The sequence below is a fragment of the Enterobacter cloacae complex sp. 2024EL-00711 genome (assembly GCF_047529885.1).
Taxonomy (GTDB): Bacteria; Pseudomonadota; Gammaproteobacteria; order Enterobacterales; family Enterobacteriaceae; genus Enterobacter; species Enterobacter ludwigii.
Genome location: NZ_JBLIZC010000006.1, coordinates 34137 through 55468 on the forward strand (window position 1 = coordinate 34137; position 21332 = coordinate 55468).

The 21332-nt window shown below is 55.1% G+C and carries 19 protein-coding genes; 14 read left to right on the top strand and 5 right to left on the bottom strand.

The annotated features are described in order from the left end of the window. Positions 1-58: 58 nt before the first annotated feature. On the bottom strand, positions 59-1381 hold the full coding sequence (gene xylA, locus ACMVME_RS17160) for a xylose isomerase (RefSeq protein ID WP_086462926.1): 1323 nt from the start codon (positions 1379-1381) through the stop codon (positions 59-61). 371 nt (positions 1382-1752) lie between these two features. Here xylA and xylF point away from each other — a divergent pair, with 371 nt between their 5' ends. The 4 genes from xylF (at position 1753) to xylR (ending at position 6729) form a co-directional block, all read left to right on the top strand. Then, entirely contained in the window at positions 1753-2745 is a 993-nt protein-coding gene (gene xylF, locus ACMVME_RS17165; protein ID WP_032679983.1) for a D-xylose ABC transporter substrate-binding protein, read from the top strand. Positions 2746-2816: 71 nt separating this feature from the next. Continuing rightward, entirely contained in the window at positions 2817-4358 is a 1542-nt protein-coding gene (locus tag ACMVME_RS17170; protein WP_068795312.1) for a xylose ABC transporter ATP-binding protein, read from the top strand. Further along, on the top strand, positions 4336-5517 hold the full coding sequence (gene xylH / locus ACMVME_RS17175; protein ID WP_014168116.1) for a xylose ABC transporter permease XylH: 1182 nt from the start codon (positions 4336-4338) through the stop codon (positions 5515-5517). The genes ACMVME_RS17170 and xylH overlap by 23 nt, the downstream gene beginning before the upstream one ends. A gap of 33 nt (positions 5518-5550) precedes the next feature. Continuing rightward, positions 5551-6729, top strand: a complete 1179-nt coding sequence (gene xylR, locus ACMVME_RS17180) for a D-xylose utilization transcriptional activator XylR (RefSeq protein ID WP_020882649.1) — start codon at positions 5551-5553, stop codon at positions 6727-6729. Positions 6730-6776: 47 nt separating this feature from the next. Here xylR and ACMVME_RS17185 read toward each other — a convergent pair whose 3' ends face one another. Beyond that, positions 6777-7601: a protein bax gene (locus tag ACMVME_RS17185; RefSeq protein ID WP_020882650.1), complete on the bottom strand. Its 825-nt coding sequence runs from the start codon at positions 7599-7601 to the stop codon at positions 6777-6779. A 314-nt stretch (positions 7602-7915) separates the two neighbouring features. Here ACMVME_RS17185 and ACMVME_RS17190 point away from each other — a divergent pair, with 314 nt between their 5' ends. Together ACMVME_RS17190 and avtA are read left to right on the top strand one after the other, a co-directional pair. Then, positions 7916-9946, top strand: coding sequence for an alpha-amylase (locus ACMVME_RS17190; RefSeq protein WP_068795313.1), 2031 nt, complete (start codon positions 7916-7918; stop codon positions 9944-9946). Positions 9947-10126: 180 nt separating this feature from the next. Beyond that, positions 10127-11383 (top strand): valine--pyruvate transaminase, encoded by a 1257-nt coding sequence (gene avtA / locus ACMVME_RS17195; RefSeq protein WP_020882652.1) that lies wholly within the window; start codon positions 10127-10129, stop codon positions 11381-11383. Positions 11384-11387: 4 nt separating this feature from the next. Here the strand turns inward: avtA and ACMVME_RS17200 are convergent, their stop codons facing one another. After that, positions 11388-11843, bottom strand: coding sequence for a 4Fe-4S binding protein (locus tag ACMVME_RS17200; RefSeq protein WP_032679988.1), 456 nt, complete (start codon positions 11841-11843; stop codon positions 11388-11390). 3 nt (positions 11844-11846) lie between these two features. Next, positions 11847-12665, bottom strand: a complete 819-nt coding sequence (gene yiaJ, locus ACMVME_RS17205; RefSeq protein ID WP_020882654.1) for an IclR family transcriptional regulator YiaJ — start codon at positions 12663-12665, stop codon at positions 11847-11849. A 224-nt stretch (positions 12666-12889) separates the two neighbouring features. Here yiaJ and yiaK point away from each other — a divergent pair, with 224 nt between their 5' ends. The 8 genes from yiaK to araD are packed head-to-tail and all read left to right on the top strand — an operon-like array spanning position 12890 to position 20439. Beyond that, positions 12890-13888 carry a 3-dehydro-L-gulonate 2-dehydrogenase gene (yiaK, locus tag ACMVME_RS17210; RefSeq protein WP_014168108.1) on the top strand — a complete coding sequence of 333 codons (999 nt, stop codon included), beginning with the start codon at positions 12890-12892 and terminating at the stop codon, positions 13886-13888. Positions 13889-13898: 10 nt separating this feature from the next. After that, positions 13899-14366 carry a YhcH/YjgK/YiaL family protein gene (locus ACMVME_RS17215; protein WP_068795314.1) on the top strand — a complete coding sequence of 156 codons (468 nt, stop codon included), beginning with the start codon at positions 13899-13901 and terminating at the stop codon, positions 14364-14366. A gap of 27 nt (positions 14367-14393) precedes the next feature. Next, positions 14394-15320, top strand: coding sequence for a DUF4862 family protein (locus ACMVME_RS17220; protein WP_068795315.1), 927 nt, complete (start codon positions 14394-14396; stop codon positions 15318-15320). 43 nt (positions 15321-15363) lie between these two features. After that, entirely contained in the window at positions 15364-16683 is a 1320-nt protein-coding gene (locus tag ACMVME_RS17225; RefSeq protein ID WP_047742797.1) for an MFS transporter, read from the top strand. A gap of 48 nt (positions 16684-16731) precedes the next feature. Next, on the top strand, positions 16732-18237 hold the full coding sequence (locus ACMVME_RS17230) for an FGGY-family carbohydrate kinase (RefSeq protein WP_068795316.1): 1506 nt from the start codon (positions 16732-16734) through the stop codon (positions 18235-18237). Then, the gene (gene ulaD, locus ACMVME_RS17235) at positions 18234-18887 is read left to right on the top strand and encodes a 3-keto-L-gulonate-6-phosphate decarboxylase UlaD (protein WP_050737628.1); all 654 of its coding nucleotides are present in this window, start codon (positions 18234-18236) and stop codon (positions 18885-18887) included. Before ACMVME_RS17230 ends, ulaD begins: the two co-directional genes overlap by 4 nt. A gap of 2 nt (positions 18888-18889) precedes the next feature. Further along, positions 18890-19750, top strand: coding sequence for an L-ribulose-5-phosphate 3-epimerase (locus ACMVME_RS17240; protein ID WP_014168102.1), 861 nt, complete (start codon positions 18890-18892; stop codon positions 19748-19750). After that, on the top strand, positions 19744-20439 hold the full coding sequence (gene araD / locus ACMVME_RS17245; RefSeq protein ID WP_014168101.1) for an L-ribulose-5-phosphate 4-epimerase: 696 nt from the start codon (positions 19744-19746) through the stop codon (positions 20437-20439). Before ACMVME_RS17240 ends, araD begins: the two co-directional genes overlap by 7 nt. Here araD and ACMVME_RS17250 read toward each other — a convergent pair whose 3' ends face one another. After that, complete coding sequence (locus tag ACMVME_RS17250) at positions 20440-21258, bottom strand: helix-turn-helix domain-containing protein (RefSeq protein WP_025206441.1); 819 nt, start codon at positions 21256-21258, stop codon at positions 20440-20442. Positions 21259-21332: the final 74 nt, after the last annotated feature.

Here is a 21332-nt window from a genome sequence, read left to right on the forward strand (position 1 = left end):
TAACAGAAATGCCCGGTGGCGCGACGCTTACCGGGCTTACGTGATTATCTACTCGCTGTTATTTATCAAACAGGTAGTGATTAACCAGGTTTTCCAGCAGCTCCTGATGCCCGCTCTGATGCTGCGGTGCCAGTTGATGTTGTTCAGCGTACTTCGCGACGTCCGCAAGCGATAACTGGCCTTTCAAAATTTGCTGACCCAGCTCACTGTTCCAGCCGCTATAACGCTTCGCGACACGTTTATCCAGTTCACCGTCTTCAATCATACGGGCGGCGACTTTGAGCGCCAGCGCCATGGTATCCATTGCGCCAATATGGCCATAGAACAGGTCGTATTTGTCGGTGCTCTGACGGCGCACTTTGGCATCGAAGTTCAGCCCGCCGGTGGTGAAACCACCCGCTTTGATAATTTCATACATCACCAGCGCATTCTCTTCCACGCTGTTCGGGAACTGGTCGGTATCCCAACCCAGTTGCGCATCGCCGCGGTTAGCATCAACAGAACCGAAGATACCCAGCGCGATAGCAGACGCAATCTCGTGATGGAAAGAGTGGCCGGCCAGCGTGGCATGGTTGGCTTCAATGTTAACTTTGATCTCTTTTTCCAGGCCGAACTGTTTCAGGAAGCCGTACACGGTAGCAACGTCGTAGTCGTACTGGTGCTTCGTAGGTTCCTGAGGCTTCGGTTCGATCAGCAGCGTACCGCGGAAACCGATTTTGTGTTTATGGTCGACCACCATCTGCATAAAGCGGCCAATCTGCTCGCGCTCCTGACGCAGGTCGGTGTTGAGCAGGGTTTCATAGCCTTCACGACCGCCCCACAGCACATAGTTTTCGCCGCCCAGCTGATGCGTGGCGTTCATTGCGGTAACCACCTGCGTTGCCGCCCAGCTAAACACTTCCGGATCCGGATTGGTTGCCGCACCCGCGCCATAGCGTGGGTTGGTAAAGCAGTTGGCCGTGCCCCACAGCAGCTTCACGCCGCTTTGCTGCTGTTTAGCCGCCAGCACATCCACCATCTGCGCGAAATTGTTCAGGTACTCTTTCAGTGAGGCGCCTTCCGGCGACACATCCACGTCATGGAAGCAGTAGTACGGCACGTTCAGTTTGTGGAAGAATTCAAAGGCGACATCGGCTTTACGCTTCGCCAGCTCGATGGCCTCACCCGGCTGCTGCCATGGACGGTCAAAGGAACCCACGCCGAACATATCGGCTCCGTTCCAGCAGAAGGTATGCCAGTAACAGGCGGCAAAGCGCAAATGATCTTCCATGCGCTTACCCAGCACCAGCTCATCCGGGTTGTAGTGACGAAATGCTAAAGGATTGGTTGTTTTCGGGCCTTCGTAACGAACACGATCGAGTTGGTCGAAATAAGCTTGCATATTGAGCTCCATAATCAGGGTATGCGGCGAGTCGTTGATACAGGAGTAATAGTGAATAGACATTTTGGCTTGCTCAATTACGTTATTTCACACTGCTATTGAGAGAATGCACAACTGTGCGCTGGCTCGCAAAATAATGTGCAGACAAACTATTTTTCGGTCCCTCTTCCATAATCAAATGTAATTAAGACGTTACGTATTTTAAAATTCGATCGCGGTCATAAATTCAGAAATAAACCAAATATCATAATGCGAAGATAAAAATCTGTAATTGCCAGCCCGCCTTTCCCCGTTAAAAATTTGCTGCGTCCCAGCAGTGAATGTTTCTTTTATCTCAGCAACACATACCCCTACAAAAAGGCCCTATAATTATGAAGATAAAGAACCTGTCCCTTACTCTCTGCACTACGCTCCTCCTTGCAAGCTTTGCCGGACATGCCAAGGAAGTCAAAATTGGCATGGCGATTGACGATCTGCGCCTTGAACGCTGGCAGAAAGATCGCGATATTTTTGTGAAAAAAGCGGAATCACTTGGCGCGAATGTGTTTGTGCAATCCGCGAACGGCAACGAAGAAACGCAAATGTCGCAAATTGAGAATATGATCAACCGCGGCGTCGATGTGCTGGTCATTATCCCTTATAACGGCCAGGTATTAAGTAACGTCGTTAAAGAAGCCAAACAAGAAGGCATAAAAGTCTTAGCCTATGACCGCATGATTAATAATGCGGATATCGATTATTATATTTCGTTCGACAATGAAAAAGTGGGTGAATTACAGGCTAAAAGCCTGATCGATAAAGTACCCCAGGGCAATTATTTCCTGATGGGCGGCTCGCCGGTTGATAACAACGCCAAGCTGTTCCGCGAAGGGCAAATGAAAGTCCTGAAGCCGTATATCGACAGCGGTAAGATTAAAGTGGTCGGCGATCAGTGGGCGGATGGCTGGCTGCCAGAAAACGCGCTGAAAATCATGGAAAACGCCTTAACCGCCAACAACAACAAAATCGATGCTGTCGTCGCATCCAACGATGCCACCGCAGGGGGCGCAATTCAGGCGCTCAGCGCCCAGGGGCTGGCAGGAAAAGTGGCTATTTCGGGTCAGGATGCCGACCTCGCGGGCGTCAAACGCATCATGGCAGGCACACAAACCATGACCGTCTACAAACCGATTACCCAGCTTGCGAATACGGCGGCGGAAATTGCCGTGGAGCTGGGAAATGGTAAGCAACCTAAGGCAGACGCGACGCTGAATAACGGGCTTAAAGATGTTCCGGCTCGTCTGCTCACCCCCATTGAAGTCAATAAAGACAACATTGACGCCACCGTCATTAAAGACGGTTTCCACAAGAAGAGTGAACTGTAATCCAGCGCGCCCCTGCTCTGCGGGGGCGCATCGAGTTGTACTGTTCTTCCCTCGGGTCATGTGGAGCAGTTATGCCTTATTTACTTGAAATGAAAAGCATCACCAAGCGCTTTGGCGCGGTGAAAGCGGTCGACAACGTCAGTCTGCGGCTCAATCCCGGCGAAGTGGTCTCGCTGTGTGGCGAAAACGGATCGGGCAAATCGACGTTGATGAAAGTGTTGTGTGGGATCTACCCGCACGGCAGTTACGAAGGCGAAATTGTCTTTGCCGGTGAAGTGATTCAGGCGACACACATTCGCGATACCGAACGCAAAGGCATCGCCATCATCCACCAGGAGCTGGCGCTGGTGAAGCACCTCACCGTGCTGGAGAACATTTTTCTGGGGGCCGAAATTTCACGTCATGGCGTACTGGATTACGACACCATGACCCTACGCTGTGAAAAACTGCTGGCCCAGGTAAGTCTCGCGATTTCCCCGGATACGCGCGTCGGTGATCTTGGCCTCGGGCAACAACAGCTGGTTGAAATCGCCAAGGCGCTGAACAAACAGGTAAGGCTGCTGATCCTCGATGAGCCAACGGCCTCCCTCACCGAGCAGGAAACGGCCGTCCTGCTCAATATCATTCGCGATCTGCAAAACCACGGCATTGCGTGCATCTACATTTCGCACAAGCTCAATGAGGTAAAAGCCATTTCGGACACCATCTGTGTGATCCGCGACGGTCAGCACATCGGCACACGTGAAGCTGCCGGCATGAGTGAAGATGACATCATCACCATGATGGTGGGCCGCGAGCTCACGGCGCTCTATCCAAACGAACCGCACACCACGGGTGACGAAGTGTTACGCGTGGAAAACCTCACCGCGTGGCATCCCGTTAACCGCCACATCAAGCGCGTTAATGACGTCTCGTTTTCCCTTCACAGCGGCGAAATCCTCGGTATTGCGGGGTTAGTCGGGGCCGGGCGCACTGAAGCCGTCCAGTGCCTGTTTGGCGTGTGGCCGGGCCGCTGGGAAGGCCGTATTTTTATCGACGGACAGCCGGTAAAAATCGAGAACTGCCAGCAGGCGATTGCCCACGGTATCGCCATGGTACCGGAAGATCGCAAGAAAGATGGCATCGTCCCGGTCATGGCGGTGGGTAAAAACATCACGCTTGCCGCGCTCGATAGGTTCTCCGGTGCGCTGAGCAGCCTCGATGATGCTGCTGAGCAGCAGTGCATTCTCCAGTCGCTCGCCAGACTCAAGGTTAAAACATCCTCCCCGGAACTGGCCATTGGACGTCTGAGCGGGGGCAACCAGCAGAAGGCAATCCTGGCGCGCTGCCTGCTCCTCAATCCACGCATATTGATCCTGGACGAGCCGACGCGTGGGATCGATATCGGCGCCAAGTACGAAATCTACAAACTGATTAATCAGCTTGTACAGCAAGGGATTGCCGTCATTGTCATCTCGTCTGAGTTACCCGAAGTGCTCGGCATGAGCGATCGCGTGCTGGTCATGCACGAGGGAAAACTGAAAGCCAATCTGATTAACCAGAACCTGACGCAGGAGCAGGTGATGGAAGCCGCTTTAAGGAGCGAACGTCATGTCGAAAAGCAATCCGTCTGATATTAAAGTCGCTGTTCCGACGCCCGGCGCGTTTGCCGGGCTAAAAGCGCTGAACCTGCAGGTTTTCGTGATGATCGCGGCGATTATTGCCATCATGTTGTTCTTTACCTGGATGACCGATGGCTCGTATTTAAGCGCGCGTAACGTCTCTAACCTGCTGCGTCAGACCGCCATTACCGGCATCCTCGCGGTGGGCATGGTATTCGTGATTATCTCGGCGGAAATCGACCTGTCGGTGGGGTCGATGATGGGTCTGCTTGGTGGCGTGGCGGCCATTTTTGACGTCTGGCTTGGCTGGCCACTGCCGCTGACCATTGCGGTTACGCTGGTGCTGGGCCTGCTGCTGGGCGCCTGGAACGGCTGGTGGGTTGCCTACCGTAAAGTCCCGTCGTTCATTGTCACGCTGGCGGGGATGCTGGCCTTCCGCGGGATCTTAATTGGCATCACCAACGGCACCACCGTCTCCCCTACCAGCGCAGCCATGTCACAAATTGGTCAGAGCTACCTCGCCGATAGCGTCGGCTTTACGTTCGGTGTGATTGGGTTGCTGGCGTTTGTGGCCTGGCAGTGGCGTGGGCGAATGCGCCGTCAGGCGTTGGGTCTGGCATCGCCAGCGTCAACGTCCACAGTCGGTCGTCAGGCACTCACTGCGGTCATTGTGCTGGGCGCAATCTGGCTTCTGAACGACTATCGCGGTGTCCCGACGCCGGTATTGCTGCTGGCACTGTTGCTGCTGGCCGGGATGTTTATGGCCACGCGTACCGCGTTTGGTCGCCGTATTTATGCCATCGGCGGCAACCTTGAGGCTGCTCGTCTTTCAGGGATCAACGTCGAGCGCACAAAACTCGCCGTCTTCGCCATTAACGGCCTGATGGTTGCTATCGCCGGGTTGATCCTCAGCTCGCGTCTGGGGGCGGGTTCTCCCTCGGCCGGGAACATCGCCGAGCTGGATGCTATCGCCGCCTGCGTCATTGGCGGCACCAGCCTCGCAGGCGGTGTCGGCAGCGTGGCAGGCGCGGTGATGGGGGCATTTATCATGGCTTCGTTGGATAACGGGATGAGTATGATGGACGTCCCGACGTTTTGGCAGTATATCGTCAAGGGGGCCATTCTTTTGCTGGCAGTCTGGATGGACTCTGCAACCAAGCGACGAGCCTGATAACAATATTGTGACTTATTTGGGAAGTTAGCCATGTTTGAAAAGCGTCACCGCATCACGTTGTTATTCAATGCCAACAAAGCCTACGACCGTCAGGTGGTGGAGGGCGTTGGTGAATATTTGCAGGCGTCGCAATCCGAGTGGGATATTTTTATCGAAGAAGATTTCCGAACCCGTCTCGAAAACATCAAAGAGTGGCTGGGCGATGGGGTCATCGCTGACTACGACGACCCCGTCATTGAGCAATTGCTGACTGACGTCGACGTTCCGATTGTCGGCGTCGGCGGCTCTTACCATGCGCCCGAGCACTATCCGCCGGTCCACTATATCGCCACCGATAACCATGCGCTGGTTGAGACCGCCTTCCTGCATTTGAAAGAGAAAGGCGTCCATCGCTTCGCGTTTTATGGTTTACCGTCAACCAGCGGCAAGCGCTGGGCAGTTGAGCGTGAACATGCTTTCTGCCAGCTTGTCGCGCAGGAGAAGTACCGCGGCGTGGTTTATCAGGGGCTGGAGACCGCGCCGGAAAACTGGCAGCACGCGCAAAACCGACTGGCGGACTGGCTGCAAACTCTGCCGCCGCAAACCGGCATCATTGCCGTTACGGATGCTCGTGCCCGCCACGTCTTGCAGGTCTGCGAACATTTACACATTCCGGTGCCGGAAAAACTGTGCGTCATTGGCATCGATAACGAGGAACTGACGCGTTACCTCTCTCGCGTGGCGCTCTCGTCCGTGGCACAGGGTACGCGTCAGATGGGCTATCAGGCGGCGAAGTTACTGCATCGTCTGCTGGATAAAGAAGCGTTGCCGCTTCAGCGTTTACTGGTTCCCCCAGTTCGCGTAGTCGAACGCCGTTCAACGGATTACCGCTCCTTAAGCGACCCGGCAGTTATTCAGGCCATGCACTACATTCGCAACAACGCCTGCAAAGGGATTAAGGTCGATCAGGTGCTGGACTCGGTGGGCATTTCCCGTTCGAATCTGGAGAAGCGGTTTAAAGAGGAAGTGGGCGAAACCATTCATGCGGTCATCCACGCCGAGAAACTGGAGAAAGCACGCAGCCTGCTGATCTCCACCTCATTGTCGATCAACGAAATCTCACAGATGTGCGGTTACCCGTCGCTGCAATATTTTTATTCGGTGTTCCGAAAGGAGTATGAAAGTACGCCAAAAGAGTACCGGGAGCGTCACAGCGAAGTGATGATGTAGAAAAAAGAGAAAAGAAAACGCCTTCCGATGGAAGGCGTTTTTTTGAATTACATATGTGCGGCGATTAAGCGCTGGTTATCCTGGTACATCGCGAACAGATAGTTGTTATAGCTCTGTCCCTTGGTCGAATAACCTTTCAGCTTGTGGATCATCGTGCTGGCCGTCACTTCCTGATCCGCTTTACGCAGCTGAGCGCGCGATTTACGGAACGATGAGTAGGCCGGATGCGTGTTCAGATTCACCACGTAGGCATTCACAGAATCTTTCACTGATTCAAACTGAGAATAACCTTTCACCTTACCTGGTGCATTGTTACAACGACCCTTGATACATTTCATACCAAACAGGTTGTTGTTATTACGCGCCAGTTTCGAGGTACCCCAGCCACTTTCGGCTGCAGCCATGGTCGCAACCATGCTCCCCGGGATAATGTCGACACGCTCTAAGAGAGAGTTCCACGGCACACGGCGCGTGTTACCGTTCCAGCTCACCTTGTAGCGTTTGGTGATATCTTTCAGACGCGCGCGTTCTGATGGCGACCAACGGCTGTCGTACTGTTTGGCAATCAACCAGTTACGATCCGCAGTAATCGCGGCGTTTTGACTTGTGATGTAAGGCATTACCGTCCGGAGAAACGCTTTTTTCCTTGGTGTTCCGGAAGGGTATTTTCGCAAATCAGGAAGTGAACTACTCTTTGCACTATTGCGAGAATACTCTTGTTTACTGCTAACCTTACTACTTGTCGTCTTTATTACGTGGGCTTTCTTACTCGTTGTATCCGTGTGCGTCTTCGCAAGCACCTCACCCGAAAATGCCATGGTGAGTAACATGAGTATCGCGGCCCCATATCGTCGAATGGGAGTCGATATCATTAGGTCTCCTGGTCGGATATAAACATTCCAACACCTTATTTTTTTCACAAATTTGAGAGCGGAATCTCAAATCATAACAAAAATAGACTGCAAGAGCACGTATAGAAATAGTCCAATTCCGAAACTATGTCACCTGAAACCTGCTCACATAAGCATCAATTCTGAAAAATTGTGCGCGAACTCGCAGATAACTTCCTAATTTTGCGCGGGATCACTCATCCTCACGCGTCATCCTTGCAGAAAGCCCCGGGGGATGAGTTTTTACCCCACACCTGATGGCACACTGGTCAAAAATGCCGCGACAGGAAAATGGAATGAAACGCACCGCATTAGCTTTTCTGATGTTACCCGCACTGGCTCATGCTGACTGGTCATCACCGGGTTTCAACGCCTTTAGCGCCGAAGGTACCGGGATATTTACCAGCCAGGCAAAGCTTGCGAAGGGTACTCGCCCTCTTACGCTGAGTTTTGACAACACGTGCTGGCAGCCAACGGATGCAATAAAACTCAATGAGATGCTGTCGCTTAAAAAATGTGACGGCACGCCGCCGCAGTGGCGACTGTTCCGCGACGGCGAGTATCAGATACGTGTCGATACCCGCTCCGGTACGCCCACACTGATGCTGACTATTCAGAGCGCAGCGGAACCGTCGCTTGCAAACGTTACCCGCCAGTGTCCGAAGTGGGACGGTAAACCCCTGACGCTTGAAGTTGGCAACGATTTCCCGGAAGGATCGGTGGTCCGTGATTTCTACAGCAAACAGACTGCAACAGTGCAGAATGGGAAAATCACCCTGCAACCCGCCGCCAACAGCAACGGTCTGCTGCTGCTTGAACGCGCTGAGACCGACAAACCCGCGCCCTTTAGCTGGCAAAACGCCACCGTCTATTTCGTGCTGACTGACCGCTTTGTCAACGGCGATCCCTCTAACGATAACAGCTATGGACGCCACAAAGATGGCATGCAGGAGATCGGCACCTTCCACGGTGGCGATCTCAAGGGGCTTACAACCCGGCTCGATTATTTACAGCAGCTGGGCGTGAATGCGCTCTGGATAAGCTCCCCGCTGGAGCAGATCCACGGCTGGGTTGGCGGTGGCACCAAAGGTGACTTCCCCCACTACGCCTATCATGGCTACTACACCCAGGACTGGACCACGCTTGATGCCAACATGGGCACCGAAGATGATTTACGCCACCTTGTCGATGAAGCGCATAAACGCGGGATCCGCATCTTGTTTGATATCGTCATGAACCACACGGGTTACGCGACGCTCGCAGACATGCAGGCGTTCCAGTTCGGGGCCCTTTATCTGCAGGGTGAAGAACTGAAAAAAACGCTGGGCGAGCACTGGACGGACTGGAAGCCGGGAGCAGGCCAAAGCTGGCACAGCTTCAACGATTACATCAACTTCAGCGACAAAGCCGCCTGGGAAAAATGGTGGGGTAAAAAGTGGATCCGCACCGACATTGGTGATTATGACAATCCCGGCTTCGACGATTTAACCCTGTCGCTGGCATTCCTGCCGGACCTGAAAACGGAGTCGACGACCCCTTCCGGTTTACCCAACTTCTACCAACATAAACCTGATACCCACGCGAAGGCCATTTCGGGCTACACCCCGCGTGATTACCTGACCCACTGGCTCAGCCAGTGGGTACGTGACTATGGCATTGACGGTTTCCGTGTGGATACGGCAAAACACGTGGAACTCGAGGCCTGGCAGCAGTTGAAAGATCAGGCAAGCCAGGCGCTGGCAGCCTGGAAAGGCGCGAACCCCGACAAAAAACTCGACAATACCCCGTTCTGGATGACCGGCGAGTCATGGGGCCACGGCGTGATGCAAAGCGATTATTACCGCCACGGGTTTGACGCGATGATCAACTTTGATTATCAGGAGCAGGCAGCAAAAGCGGTCGGTTGTCTGGCGGACATCGACCTGACCTGGCAGCAGATGGCGGAAAAACTGCAAAGCTTCAATGTCCTGAGCTATCTCTCGTCGCATGACACACGCCTTTTCCGTGAAGGCGGCCAGCGTGCCGCAGAGCTGCTCCTGCTCGCCCCGGGCAGCGTACAAATTTACTACGGCGATGAATCCGAGCGGCCATTCGGACCGACAGGGTCTGATCCATTACAGGGCACCCGCTCGGATATGAACTGGCAGGACGTGACGGGCAAGCAGGCCTTAACCGTCGCCCACTGGCAGGTTCTGGGCCAGTTCCGCGCCCGTCATCCCGCAATAGGTGAAGGCAAACAAACCACGCTGTCGCTGAAAGAAGGCTACGGCTTCGTTCGCGAGCACAATGGCGATAAGGTCATGGTGGTGTGGGCGGGTAATCAATAACGACGCAAACCGGTTCCCTCTCCCCCTCCGGGAGAGGGATATTTCACCAGAATAATCCACTACCTAAATACCTTCCCGCCACATAAAACAACAATCCTGACCGCATCTCTCGATTTGCACCAGCACGGTGCTAGCGTTATGGTTACCCACTTTCAAAATAAGCTCGACAGATCACCTGCTATGACGTTTTCACTTTTCGGCGACAAATTCACCCGCCATTCAGGCATTACTCGCCTGATGGAGGACCTCAACGACGGGCTGCGCACACCAGGCGCCATCATGCTCGGCGGCGGAAACCCGGCTCAAATTCCGGAGATGAACACCTATTTTCAGACGCTGCTGGCTCAGATGCTGGAAAGCGGGAAAGCAACCGATGCGCTTTGCAACTACGATGGCCCGCAGGGTAAAACCGAACTGCTGACGCTGCTTGCTGAAATGCTGCGCAAAGAGCTGGGTTGGGATATCGAACCACAGAATATTGCACTGACAAACGGCAGTCAGAGCGCATTTTTCTACTTGTTTAATCTGTTCGCAGGCCGTCGCGCCGACGGCACCACCAAAAAAGTGCTGTTTCCGCTGGCGCCAGAGTACATCGGCTATGCCGATTCCGGCCTCGAAGAGGATCTGTTCGTCTCGGCGCGCCCGAATATTGAGCTGCTGCCAGAAGGCCAGTTCAAATATCACGTCGACTTTGAACATCTGCATATTGGTGAAGAGACGGGCATGATCTGCGTATCACGTCCAACCAACCCAACGGGCAACGTCATCACCGACGACGAACTGATGAAGCTGGATGCGCTGGCGAATCAGCACGACATCCCGCTGGTGATTGATAACGCTTATGGCGTGCCGTTCCCGGGGATCATCTTCAGCGAAGCACGTCCGCTGTGGAACCCTAACATCGTCCTGTGTATGAGCCTTTCCAAGCTGGGTCTGCCGGGCAGCCGTTGCGGGATCATCATCGCCAATGAAAAAATCATCACCGCCATTACCAACATGAACGGCATTATCAGCCTTTCCCCGGGGGGAATCGGCCCGGCGATGATGTGTGAAATGATCAAACGTAATGACCTGCTGCGCCTGTCGAACGAGGTTATCAAGCCGTTCTATTACCAGCGGGTACAGGAAACGATCGCCATTCTTCGCCGCTACTTACCGGAAGAACGCTGCCTGATCCACAAACCTGAAGGGGCAATTTTCCTGTGGCTGTGGTTTAAGGATCTGCCGATCACCACCGAGCTTCTCTACCAGCGCCTGAAAAAGCGCGGCGTGTTGATGGTGCCGGGTGATTACTTCTTCCCGGGTCTGGATAAGCCGTGGCCTCATACGCATCAGTGCATGCGCATGAACTACGTGCCCGATCCGGAGAAAATCGAAGCGGGCGTGAAAATTCTCGCCGAAGAGATCGAGTACGCCTGGCGCGAAGATAGCCAGTAACGCGTTACGCCAGATTATGCAGCCGTTCGGTGCGTAATCTGGCGGGGTCAACACAGCGCAGCGCGTGGGTTGGGCACGCCTCCACACAGGCGGGTCCAGCCTCGCGATCTGCGCACAAATCACATTTCACCGCCTGAACGCGGTTCCCCACCCGCTGAACCTGCATTGCCCCAAACGGGCACGCTACCACACAACTTTTACAGCCAATACAGCGCGCCGGCTCCACCCGCCAGGCACCCGCGGTGTGGCGAATCGCCTGTGTCGGACAAACAGTGGCACAAGGGGCATCTTCACACTGATGGCAGCCCACAGCCGTAGTGAATGCGCCGCCTTTGACCACCCGAATGCGGGGCGTAAACGCGCCTGCAGAAAGCATTCCCTGATGCGACACCACGCAGGCCACTTCGCAGGTACGGCAGCCAATGCATTTTTCCGTATCAGCCAGGATAAATCGGTTCATCTGTCACGCTCCGCGCACGTTAAAACCCAGCTCTTTTGAGATAGCCTCTGCCGTTTCCCGCAGCGGTTTCAGCAGGTTTTTTTCACCAATTTGCTTCATGCGGGACGTCGAGAGCGAAATGGAGATCGCGTACGGCACGCGGCCATGAATATCAAACACCGGTACGGCAAGACAGGAGACGCCCAGCTCGTTCTCTTCTTTATCCATCGCCATGCTGTGCTCGCGGATTTCCGCCAGCTCGTCATACATCGCGCTCAGCTCGGTAATCGTGTTGCGGGTGAGCGGCTGGATCTGCTCCTGATGGCTCTGCCAGTAGCTCGCCACATAGTCCTGATGACCAAACGCCATGTAGATTTTGCCCATCGCCGAACAATAGAGCGGCATATGCTGACCGATGTAAGCACGCGTGCGCAGCATACCGGTTGTGGGCTCCAGCTTATAAATCAGAATGGCGTGATCGTCCTCGCGGCTTGAGAAGTTCACCGTCTCACCGGTGGCGATATTCAGCGTCTCAAGGTGCGGAGCCGCCACGTGAATGATATTCAGCGACGACAGCGCCTTTTGCCCGACGGCGATAAATTTGGTGGTCAGGCGGTAGCTGCCCGCCGCAGGCGCCGGGGTAACGTACCCGCACGACTGTAACCCCTGCAGTAAGCGGTGCACGGTGCTTTTATTCAGCCCTGCCAGTTCCGATAAATGGGCCAACGGACACCCGTTCGGGTAGTTGCTGAGGATCTCAATCAGCATCAGGCCGCGAAACAAGCTCTGGCTACCTGCTGGCCTCTCTTTTTCTTGCGTCATTTCGCTCTCTTTCGTGCTCATCCAATGGCTCCTTTTTATCGCGCCCTGATGGTAGCGCAAAGTGTGGTTCAGTTCACGATCTCAACAGAAAAAACACAACCAGTTGATTTTAATCGATTTTGAAAATCATGAATGTCGTTGATCTGGCAAAATTTGATCGCTATATTTGAAATCAGATTTCGCATAGTGAAATTTAGCGATAAAAAAGCACTCGCACTTGCCCCGACAAAAACAGGAGAACAGGGATGAAAGTGACCTTTGAAGAGTTAAAAGCGGCGTTCAGGCGGGTCCTGGTCGATCGCGGCGTAAAAGCGGACACCGCCGACGCCTGCGCGGAGATGTTTGCCCGCACCACGGAATCGGGCGTCTATTCACACGGGGTTAACCGCTTCCCTCGTTTCATTCAGCAGCTTGATGCCGGCGACATCATTCCTGATGCCCAGCCAACACGGGTGACCTCGCTGGGTGCCATCGAACAGTGGGATGCCCGACGTTCCATTGGCAACCTGACGGCGAAAAAGATGATGGATCGCGCCACCGAACTGGCCGCCGACCACGGTATCGGCCTGGTGGCACTGCGAAACGCCAACCACTGGATGCGCGGCGGCAGCTACGGCTGGCAGGCCGCAGAGAAGGGGTACATCGGGATCTGCTGGACTAACTCCATTGCCGTCATGCCAGCCTGGGGCTCAAAAGCGTGCTGCATCGGCACTAACCCTCTGATCGTGGCGATTCCGTCTACGCCGATCACAATGGTCGATATGTCGATGTCAATGTTCTCCTACGGCATGCTGGAAGTGAATCGCCTGGCCGGACGCACGTTGCCGGTGGATGGGGGCTTTGACGATGAAGGGCACCTCACCAGAGAACCTGGTGTGATCGAGAAAAACCGCCGCATTCTGCCGATGGGCTACTGGAAAGGATCGGGCTTATCCATCGTCCTCGACATGATCGCAACCCTGCTCTCCAACGGATCCTCCGTTGCGGAAGTGACCCAGGACAACAGCGACGAATATGGCGTGTCACAAATCTTTATCGCCATCGAGGTCGATCGTTTGATCGACGGACCCACCCGCGATGCCAAACTGCAGCGCATCATGGACTTTATCATCAACGCCGAGCGGGCTGATGACAACGTCGCGGTTCGACTGCCGGGTCATGAATTCACACGTCTGCTCGAAGAGAACCGCCGCAACGGCATCACCATTGACGACAGCGTGTGGGCGAAAATCCAGTCTCTGTAAGGAGTGGGCCATGATTTTAGGACATATTTCGCAGCCAAATCCGTGTCGCCTGCCGCGGGCGATAGAGAAAGCGCTCGATTTTCTGCACACCACGGATTTCACGGCGCTGGCACCTGGCGTGGTGAACATTGACGGACGTAACATCTTTGCTCAGGTGCTCGACCTCACCACTCAAACGTGGGATGAGAACCGTCCCGAAGTGCACCGTCGCTATCTGGACATTCAGTTTCTGGCATGGGGTGAAGAGAAAATCGGTGTCGCCATTGATACCGGCAATAACGAAATAAGCGAATCACTGCTGGAACAGCGGGATATTATTTTTTATCACGGCAGCGAAAATGAATCATTTATAGAAATGACGCCCGGCACGTACGCCATATTTTTCCCGCAGGATGTTCACCGTCCTGCCTGCATTAAAAATAAGGTATCGGCAATTCGTAAAATTGTGGTGAAAGTAGCAATCAGCGAAATAGATTAATTTTCTGAACTCTATTGGGAATGCGAAATGACTAACACCGGTTTTATAATGGGTGCGTACCCCTGCGCACCCTCGTTTCACCAGCAAGGGGAACAAGAAGAGCAGGACTTCTGGCGAGAGCTTTCCGACACGCCAGACATTCGCGGGCTGGAGCAACCGTGTCTTGAGGATCTCCATCCGTTGGGTGACGAATGGCTGTTCCGCCATACGCCGGGAGACTGGCAAATGGTGGTTACCGCGGTGATGGAAACCATGCGCCGCCGCGGCACAAATGGCGCGTTTGGCCTGGCCTCTGCCGATGAAGAACAGCGCAAAGCCTGCGTTGACTATTACCGCCATCTGCTGCGAAAGATTGATGCCATCAATACTCGCTTTCCAGGCAAAATTATCGCTCTGGAGATGCAGGCCGCGCCGCAGGCGGGAAACCCGTCTGTTGAACAAGCTACCGCTGCGTTTTCCCGTTCTATACGTGAAATCACCTCATGGGACTGGTCATGCGACCTGGTGCTTGAACACTGCGATGCCATGACCGGCCCCGCGCCACGCAAGGGGTTTTTGCCCTTAGCGCAGGTGCTTGAGGTGGTGAAAGAAACGGATATCAGCGTATGCATCAACTGGGCGCGGTCGGCTATCGAAGGACGCAGTGCCTTGCTGCCGCCTGAACATGTTAAAGCCGCACTGGAGGCCGGGAAGCTGGGCGCACTGATGTTCTCCGGAACCTCCGTCCGCGGAGCGTACGGCGAATGGCAGGATCTGCACGCGCCATTTTCCCCGTTCTGCGCCGACAGTTTAATGACCACCGAACAGGTAAAAGCACTTTTTACTGCGGCGAGCGCCGCAACATTGAAATTCTCCGGTATTAAATTACTGGAAATAAATGCTAATGCTAACGTCAGCCATCGTATCGCTATTTTGCGCGACGGCATTAGTGAAATGAAAAAAGCAACGCAATAACAATAAAAATCTTATTCCGGTTACATTCACTGAGATATTAAATATGAATATTTCTACTCATGCTCTACAAGCGGATATTCCGCGTCAGCGCTGGTTAAGAATCATTCCGCCTATTCTTATCGCCTGTATTATTTCATATATGGACCGCGTGAATATTGCATTTGCGATGCCAGGCGGTATGGATGAAGAGTTAGGTATCTCTGCCACCATGGCAGGCCTGGCGGGTGGGATCTTCTTTATCGGTTATCTGTTCCTGCAGGTGCCCGGCGGCAAGATTGCCGTGCATGGCAGCGGTAAGAAGTTTATTGGCTGGTCACTGGTTGCCTGGGCGGTGATTTCGGTCCTGACCGGCGTTGTGACCAACCAGTATCAACTGCTGGCACTGCGCTTCTTACTCGGTGTGGCAGAAGGCGGGATGCTGCCCGTGGTGCTCACGATGATCAGTAACTGGTTCCCGGATGCCGAACGCGGCCGCGCCAATGCGATTGTTATCATGTTTGTTCCCATTGCGGGGATCATCACCGCGCCCCTGTCGGGCTGGATTATCACCGCACTCGACTGGCGCTGGTTGTTCATCATTGAAGGGCTGATGTCCATTGTGGTGCTGGTGCTCTGGGTGTTCACCGTCTACGACCGCCCGCAGGAAGCTCGCTGGATCTCCGAGGCCGAGAAAAATTATCTGATACAAACGCTGGCCGCAGAACAGCAGGCTATTGCCGGAAAAGCGGTGAAAAATGCCTCGCTGAGGGCGGTTCTGTCCGACAAAACCATGTGGCAGCTGATTGCCTTGAACTTCTTCTACCAGACCGGGATTTACGGTTACACCCTCTGGCTGCCGACCATTCTCAAAGAGCTGACGCATACCAGCATCGGCCAGGTGGGAATGCTCGCCATCCTGCCTTATGTCGGTGCCATTGCGGGCATGTTCCTGTTCTCTTCACTGTCTGACCGTACCGGCAAGCGCAAGCTGTTCGTCTCCCTGCCACTGATTGGCTTCGCGCTCTGCATGTTCCTCTCCGTGGCGTTGAAAGAGAACATCTGGCTGGCCTATGCCGCGCTGGTGGGCTGTGGCTTCTTCCTGCAGTCCGCTGCGGGTGTGTTCTGGACGATTCCGGCGCGCCTGTTCAGCGCAGAGATGGCCGGTGGCGCTCGCGGCGTGATTAACGCCCTGGGTAACCTCGGTGGGTTCTGCGGCCCTTACGCGGTGGGCGTGCTGATTACCCTCTACAGCAAAGATGCCGGGGTGTACTGCCTCGCGGTTTCGCTGGCGCTGGCCTCGCTGCTCGCCCTGATGCTACCGGCGAAATGCGATGCCGGAGCGGAACCCAACCCCGGCGTGAACCCGCATAAGCACGCAGCCTGATCCCCCCGCCCTCTCCTGAAGAGAGGGCGTAAGACAAGAGAGTCAACGATGAGTGAAAAAGAGCCCTTCTGGCTGGGTATCGATTGTGGCGGAACGTATCTGAAAGCCGGTCTGTACACCAGCCAGGGCCAGGAAGTCTGTATTGAGCGCCGCTCGGTTGCCACACTCAGCCCACACGCAGGCCACGCTGAGCGGGATATGCACCAACTCTGGCAGCAGTGCCACGCCACCGTCGCCCTGCTGCTTAAAAAGGCCGGCATTGGCGGCGCACAAATCAAAGGCGTCGGGATATCAGCTCAGGGTAAAGGACTGTTTTTACTGGACAAGTATGACCAGCCCCTCGGCAACGCCATGCTCTCCTCTGACCGCCGGGCGCTGGAGATTGTACAGCGCTGGCAGCAGGACGGTATTCCTGAAAAGCTTTATCCGCATACGCGCCAGACGCTATGGACGGGGCATCCCGCCTCCCTCCTGCGTTGGGTGAAAGAGAATGAACCGCACCGTTATCAGCAGATTGGCTGTGTGATGATGGCGCACGACTACCTGCGCTGGTGCCTCACCGGCGTTAAAGGGTGTGAAGAGAGCAACATCTCTGAATCCAATCTCTACAACATGAACACCGGGCAGTACGATCCGCAGCTCACACGCTGGCTCGGCATCGACGAAATTGACGGCGCGCTGCCGCCGATCGTCGGTTCAGCAGAAATGTGCGGGGAAATCACCGCTCAGGCCGCCGCCCTGACCGGTCTCGCAGCGGGTACACCCGTTGTGGGGGGGCTGTTTGATGTGGTTTCCACCGCGATCTGCGCCGGGTTACATGACGACAGCACGCTCAACGCCGTGATGGGCACCTGGGCTGTCACCAGCGGGATCGCCAACGGTATAGGCCATAACGAGCCGTATCCCTATGTGTATGGGCGCTACGTTCATCCGCAGCACTACATCGTTCACGAAGCCAGCCCCACCTCGTCCGGTAACCTCGAATGGTTGACCACACAGTGGGGCGACATGTCATTCGATGCGATCAACCAGGCCGTGGCCAGCCTGCCGAAAGCCGGAAGCGATCTGCTCTTCCTGCCGTTCCTCTATGGCAGCAACGCCGGGCTGGAGATGACCTGCGGGTTTTACGGCATGCAGGCCCTGCACACCCGCGCGCATCTGTTGCAGGCGGTCTATGAAGGTGTGGTCTTCAGCCACATGACCCATCTTAACCGCATGCTACAGCGCTTCACGCACGTGCAGGCATTGCGCGTAACCGGCGGCCCTGCCCATTCAGATGTGTGGATGCAAATGCTCGCGGACGTCAGCGGTCTGGCAATAGAACTGCCGCAGGTCGAAGAGACCGGCTGTTCCGGCGCGGCGCTGGCCGCGCTGGTGGGTACCGGCGTTTATCCCGATTTCCGCACCGCGCAGCAGGCTGTCAGACATCACATTCGCGTCATCACACCCGACAAGCATGCCCATGCGGCCTACCAGCGCAAGTATCAGCGCTACCAGCTACTGATTTCAGCACTACAGGGCTATCACGCCCATGTTAAGGAGCACGACCTATGAGCCGACCATTACTGCAGCTGGCGCTCGACCATACCTCACTTCAGGCCGCACAGCGCGACGTCGAGCGGCTTGCGGATCACGTCGATATTATCGAAGCAGGCACCATTTTGTGTCTCACCGAAGGGCTTAATGCCGTGCGCGCACTGCGCCAGCAGTGCCCGGAAAAAACGATCGTGGCTGACTGGAAAGTGGCCGATGCCGGAGAAACGCTGGCTGAACAGGCGTTTGGCGCAGGCGCGAACTGGATGACCATCATCTGCGCCGCGCCGCTGGCAACCGTCGAGAAGGGTCACGAGGTGGCTCTGCGCTGCGGCGGGGAAATTCAGATGGAGCTGTTTGGTCACTGGACGCTGGATGATGCGCGTGAATGGCACCGTATCGGGGTCACACAGGCCATTTATCACCGTGGGCGCGACGCACAGGCCAGCGGCCAGCAGTGGGGCGAAGTAGATCTCGCCAGCATGAAAGCCCTCTCGGATATCGGCCTGCAGCTTTCGATCACCGGCGGCATTACCCCCGCCGACCTGCCGCTGTTTAAGCAGATCAATGTGAAAGCGTTTATTGCCGGACGGGCACTGACAGGCGCTGCCAACCCACCGCAGGTGGCCCATGCATTCCATTCACACATCCGCGACATCTGGGGGGAGTAACCATGCGTCAGCATCCGTTAGGTATCTACGAAAAAGCGCTGCCGAAAGCGCTCACCTGGCCAGAGCGCCTGGTGCTGGCAAAAAGCTGCGGATTTGATTTTGTCGAGATGTCGATCGATGAAACCGATGAGCGCCTGTCCCGCCTTGAGTGGAACACCGCGCAGCGCGCCTCTCTGGTTGAGGCGATGCTGGAAACCGGGGTCGCGATCCCGTCGATGTGTCTGTCTGCCCACCGCCGTTTCCCGTTTGGTAGCCGGGACGAGACCGTCCGCGAGCGCGCACGCGCCATCATGACCAAAGCCATCCGTCTGGCGCGCGATCTCGGTATTCGCACCATCCAGCTTGCCGGGTATGACGTCTATTACGAAGAACATGACGAAGGTACCCGGCAACGCTTTGCCGAAGGGCTGGCATGGGCCGTGGAGCAGGCCGCCGCCGCGCAGGTCATGCTGGCAGTGGAGATCATGGATACCGCGTTTATGAACTCCATCAGCAAATGGAAAAAGTGGGACGAAATGCTCGCTTCGCCATGGTTCAGCGTTTATCCGGACGTCGGCAACCTGAGCGCGTGGGGTAACGATGTAGCCGCCGAGCTGACGCTGGGCATCGATCGCATCGCCGCCATCCACCTGAAAGATACCCAGCCCGTGACTGAACAAAGCCCCGGACAGTTTCGTGACGTACCGTTCGGTGAGGGGTGCGTCGATTTCGTGGGCATATTTAACACGCTGAATCAGCTCAATTATCGCGGCGCATTTCTGATTGAAATGTGGACTGAAAAAGCCAAAGAGCCGGTACTGGAAATCATCCAGGCACGCCGCTGGATTGAAGCCCGGATGCAGGAAGGAGGGATGACATGTTAGAACAACTCAAAGCCGAGGTCCTGGCGGCAAACCTGGCGCTGCCCGCCCACCAGCTGGTGACTTTCACCTGGGGCAACGTCAGTGCGGTGGATCGTGAACGCGGCCTGATGGTGATTAAACCCTCCGGCGTGGAGTATGACGTGATGTCCGCAGAGGATATGGTGGTGGTGGACATTGCCACGGGCCAGGTGGTCGAGGGGGTTAAAAAACCCTCTTCCGACACGCCAACCCACCTGGCGCTGTATCGCCGTTACCCTGAAATTGGCGGCATTGTGCATACCCATTCCCGCCATGCCACTGTCTGGGCGCAGGCAGGGCAGGATTTACCGGCATGGGGTACCACGCACGCTGACTATTTTTATGGTGCGATCCCCTGCACGCGGTTGATGACCCCGGCTGAAATTGCGGGTGAATACGAATACCAGACCGGTGAAGTGATCATCAAAACCTTTGAGGAGCGCGACGTAAACCCGATGCAGATCCCGGCGGTGCTGGTGCATTCTCACGGCCCGTTCACCTGGGGAAAAAATGCGGCCGATGCGGTACATAACGCTGTGGTGCTGGAAGAGTGCGCCTTTATGGGGCTGTTTTCACGCCAGCTTGCGCCACAGCTACCGACGATGCAGCAGGAACTGCTCGATAAACATTACCTGCGCAAGCATGGAGCAAATGCCTACTACGGGCAGTGATCACCCGGAATTAATATGCTCCTTACAGTACCGCCGTTTCCAGACGGCGGGCGTTAAGCCGGTATGCTTTGAAAATATCTGCCGGAAATACCCGACATCATTAAAACCGCAGCGGGTTGCCACTTCGGTCAGGGACGCGGAGTCGTTCAGCAACAGCTTTTCTGCCGCCCTGACGCGCTGGCGATGGATCGCCTCCGTCAGGGTTAAGTGAAAGGTCCGGCGAAATACGCGTCCCAGATAATCGGCATTGCAGTGCAAGGCTTTTGCCAGTTGCGATGTGGAAAGCGGCAGATGAAACTGCGTGCGAATAAGCTGTTTTGCCTTCCATGCCATGGCCGCGCCGGCTTCATCGGCTCTGTCTTCATAACCTGAGGAGATCGACACTTGCTGTAAAATCAGCAGCAAAATCATTTCCAGCGCCACGCTTCGCTGTAATTTTTCCTGCTCACTCAGGAATTGCCGGAATAGCGCAATCACATATTGAGCATCGCGCACGCAGCAATGTTGTTCAATAGCCACCGGAAAAGCATGTGGCAAAGGCGACGATTGCGCTTCGACCTCAAAATGCAGCCAGTAGAACCGCAGGTCCGCCGGGAAATCTTCTGTCCCCACGTGTCGACGCGCCGGCCAGAGCAGTAAGCTCTCTCCCGCTTTCACCTCAAAGAGCGTGTTTTCTTCCTGGATCGTTAATGTCCCTTTTTCGACGAAGATAATCTCCCACGAGGTTAATTTGCGCGCCGGATGCCGGCCCACGCCCCGGGAAATAAAGAGTCCACCATTTTGCACTTTAATCGGAAGCGCTATGGATAATTCAAGCATGGATATTCACCATTCCGCTCTGATTGCCATTAATATTCATCTTATGCTTTGATTATTAATGAATATCTTCCTGC

What these genes read in the sequence shown, in the direction of transcription:
- xylA (WP_086462926.1), bottom strand. Translation starts at nt 1,381, where the DNA reads ATGCAAGCTTATTTCGACCAACTCGATCGTGTTCGTTACGAAGGCCCG.
- xylF (WP_032679983.1), top strand. Translation starts at nt 1,753, where the DNA reads ATGAAGATAAAGAACCTGTCCCTTACTCTCTGCACTACGCTCCTCCTT.
- ACMVME_RS17170 (WP_068795312.1), top strand. Translation starts at nt 2,817, where the DNA reads ATGCCTTATTTACTTGAAATGAAAAGCATCACCAAGCGCTTTGGCGCG.
- xylH (WP_014168116.1), top strand. Translation starts at nt 4,336, where the DNA reads ATGTCGAAAAGCAATCCGTCTGATATTAAAGTCGCTGTTCCGACGCCC.
- xylR (WP_020882649.1), top strand. Translation starts at nt 5,551, where the DNA reads ATGTTTGAAAAGCGTCACCGCATCACGTTGTTATTCAATGCCAACAAA.
- ACMVME_RS17185 (WP_020882650.1), bottom strand. Translation starts at nt 7,601, where the DNA reads ATGATATCGACTCCCATTCGACGATATGGGGCCGCGATACTCATGTTA.
- ACMVME_RS17190 (WP_068795313.1), top strand. Translation starts at nt 7,916, where the DNA reads ATGAAACGCACCGCATTAGCTTTTCTGATGTTACCCGCACTGGCTCAT.
- avtA (WP_020882652.1), top strand. Translation starts at nt 10,127, where the DNA reads ATGACGTTTTCACTTTTCGGCGACAAATTCACCCGCCATTCAGGCATT.
- ACMVME_RS17200 (WP_032679988.1), bottom strand. Translation starts at nt 11,843, where the DNA reads ATGAACCGATTTATCCTGGCTGATACGGAAAAATGCATTGGCTGCCGT.
- yiaJ (WP_020882654.1), bottom strand. Translation starts at nt 12,665, where the DNA reads ATGAGCACGAAAGAGAGCGAAATGACGCAAGAAAAAGAGAGGCCAGCA.
- yiaK (WP_014168108.1), top strand. Translation starts at nt 12,890, where the DNA reads ATGAAAGTGACCTTTGAAGAGTTAAAAGCGGCGTTCAGGCGGGTCCTG.
- ACMVME_RS17215 (WP_068795314.1), top strand. Translation starts at nt 13,899, where the DNA reads ATGATTTTAGGACATATTTCGCAGCCAAATCCGTGTCGCCTGCCGCGG.
- ACMVME_RS17220 (WP_068795315.1), top strand. Translation starts at nt 14,394, where the DNA reads ATGACTAACACCGGTTTTATAATGGGTGCGTACCCCTGCGCACCCTCG.
- ACMVME_RS17225 (WP_047742797.1), top strand. Translation starts at nt 15,364, where the DNA reads ATGAATATTTCTACTCATGCTCTACAAGCGGATATTCCGCGTCAGCGC.
- ACMVME_RS17230 (WP_068795316.1), top strand. Translation starts at nt 16,732, where the DNA reads ATGAGTGAAAAAGAGCCCTTCTGGCTGGGTATCGATTGTGGCGGAACG.
- ulaD (WP_050737628.1), top strand. Translation starts at nt 18,234, where the DNA reads ATGAGCCGACCATTACTGCAGCTGGCGCTCGACCATACCTCACTTCAG.
- ACMVME_RS17240 (WP_014168102.1), top strand. Translation starts at nt 18,890, where the DNA reads ATGCGTCAGCATCCGTTAGGTATCTACGAAAAAGCGCTGCCGAAAGCG.
- araD (WP_014168101.1), top strand. Translation starts at nt 19,744, where the DNA reads ATGTTAGAACAACTCAAAGCCGAGGTCCTGGCGGCAAACCTGGCGCTG.
- ACMVME_RS17250 (WP_025206441.1), bottom strand. Translation starts at nt 21,258, where the DNA reads ATGCTTGAATTATCCATAGCGCTTCCGATTAAAGTGCAAAATGGTGGA.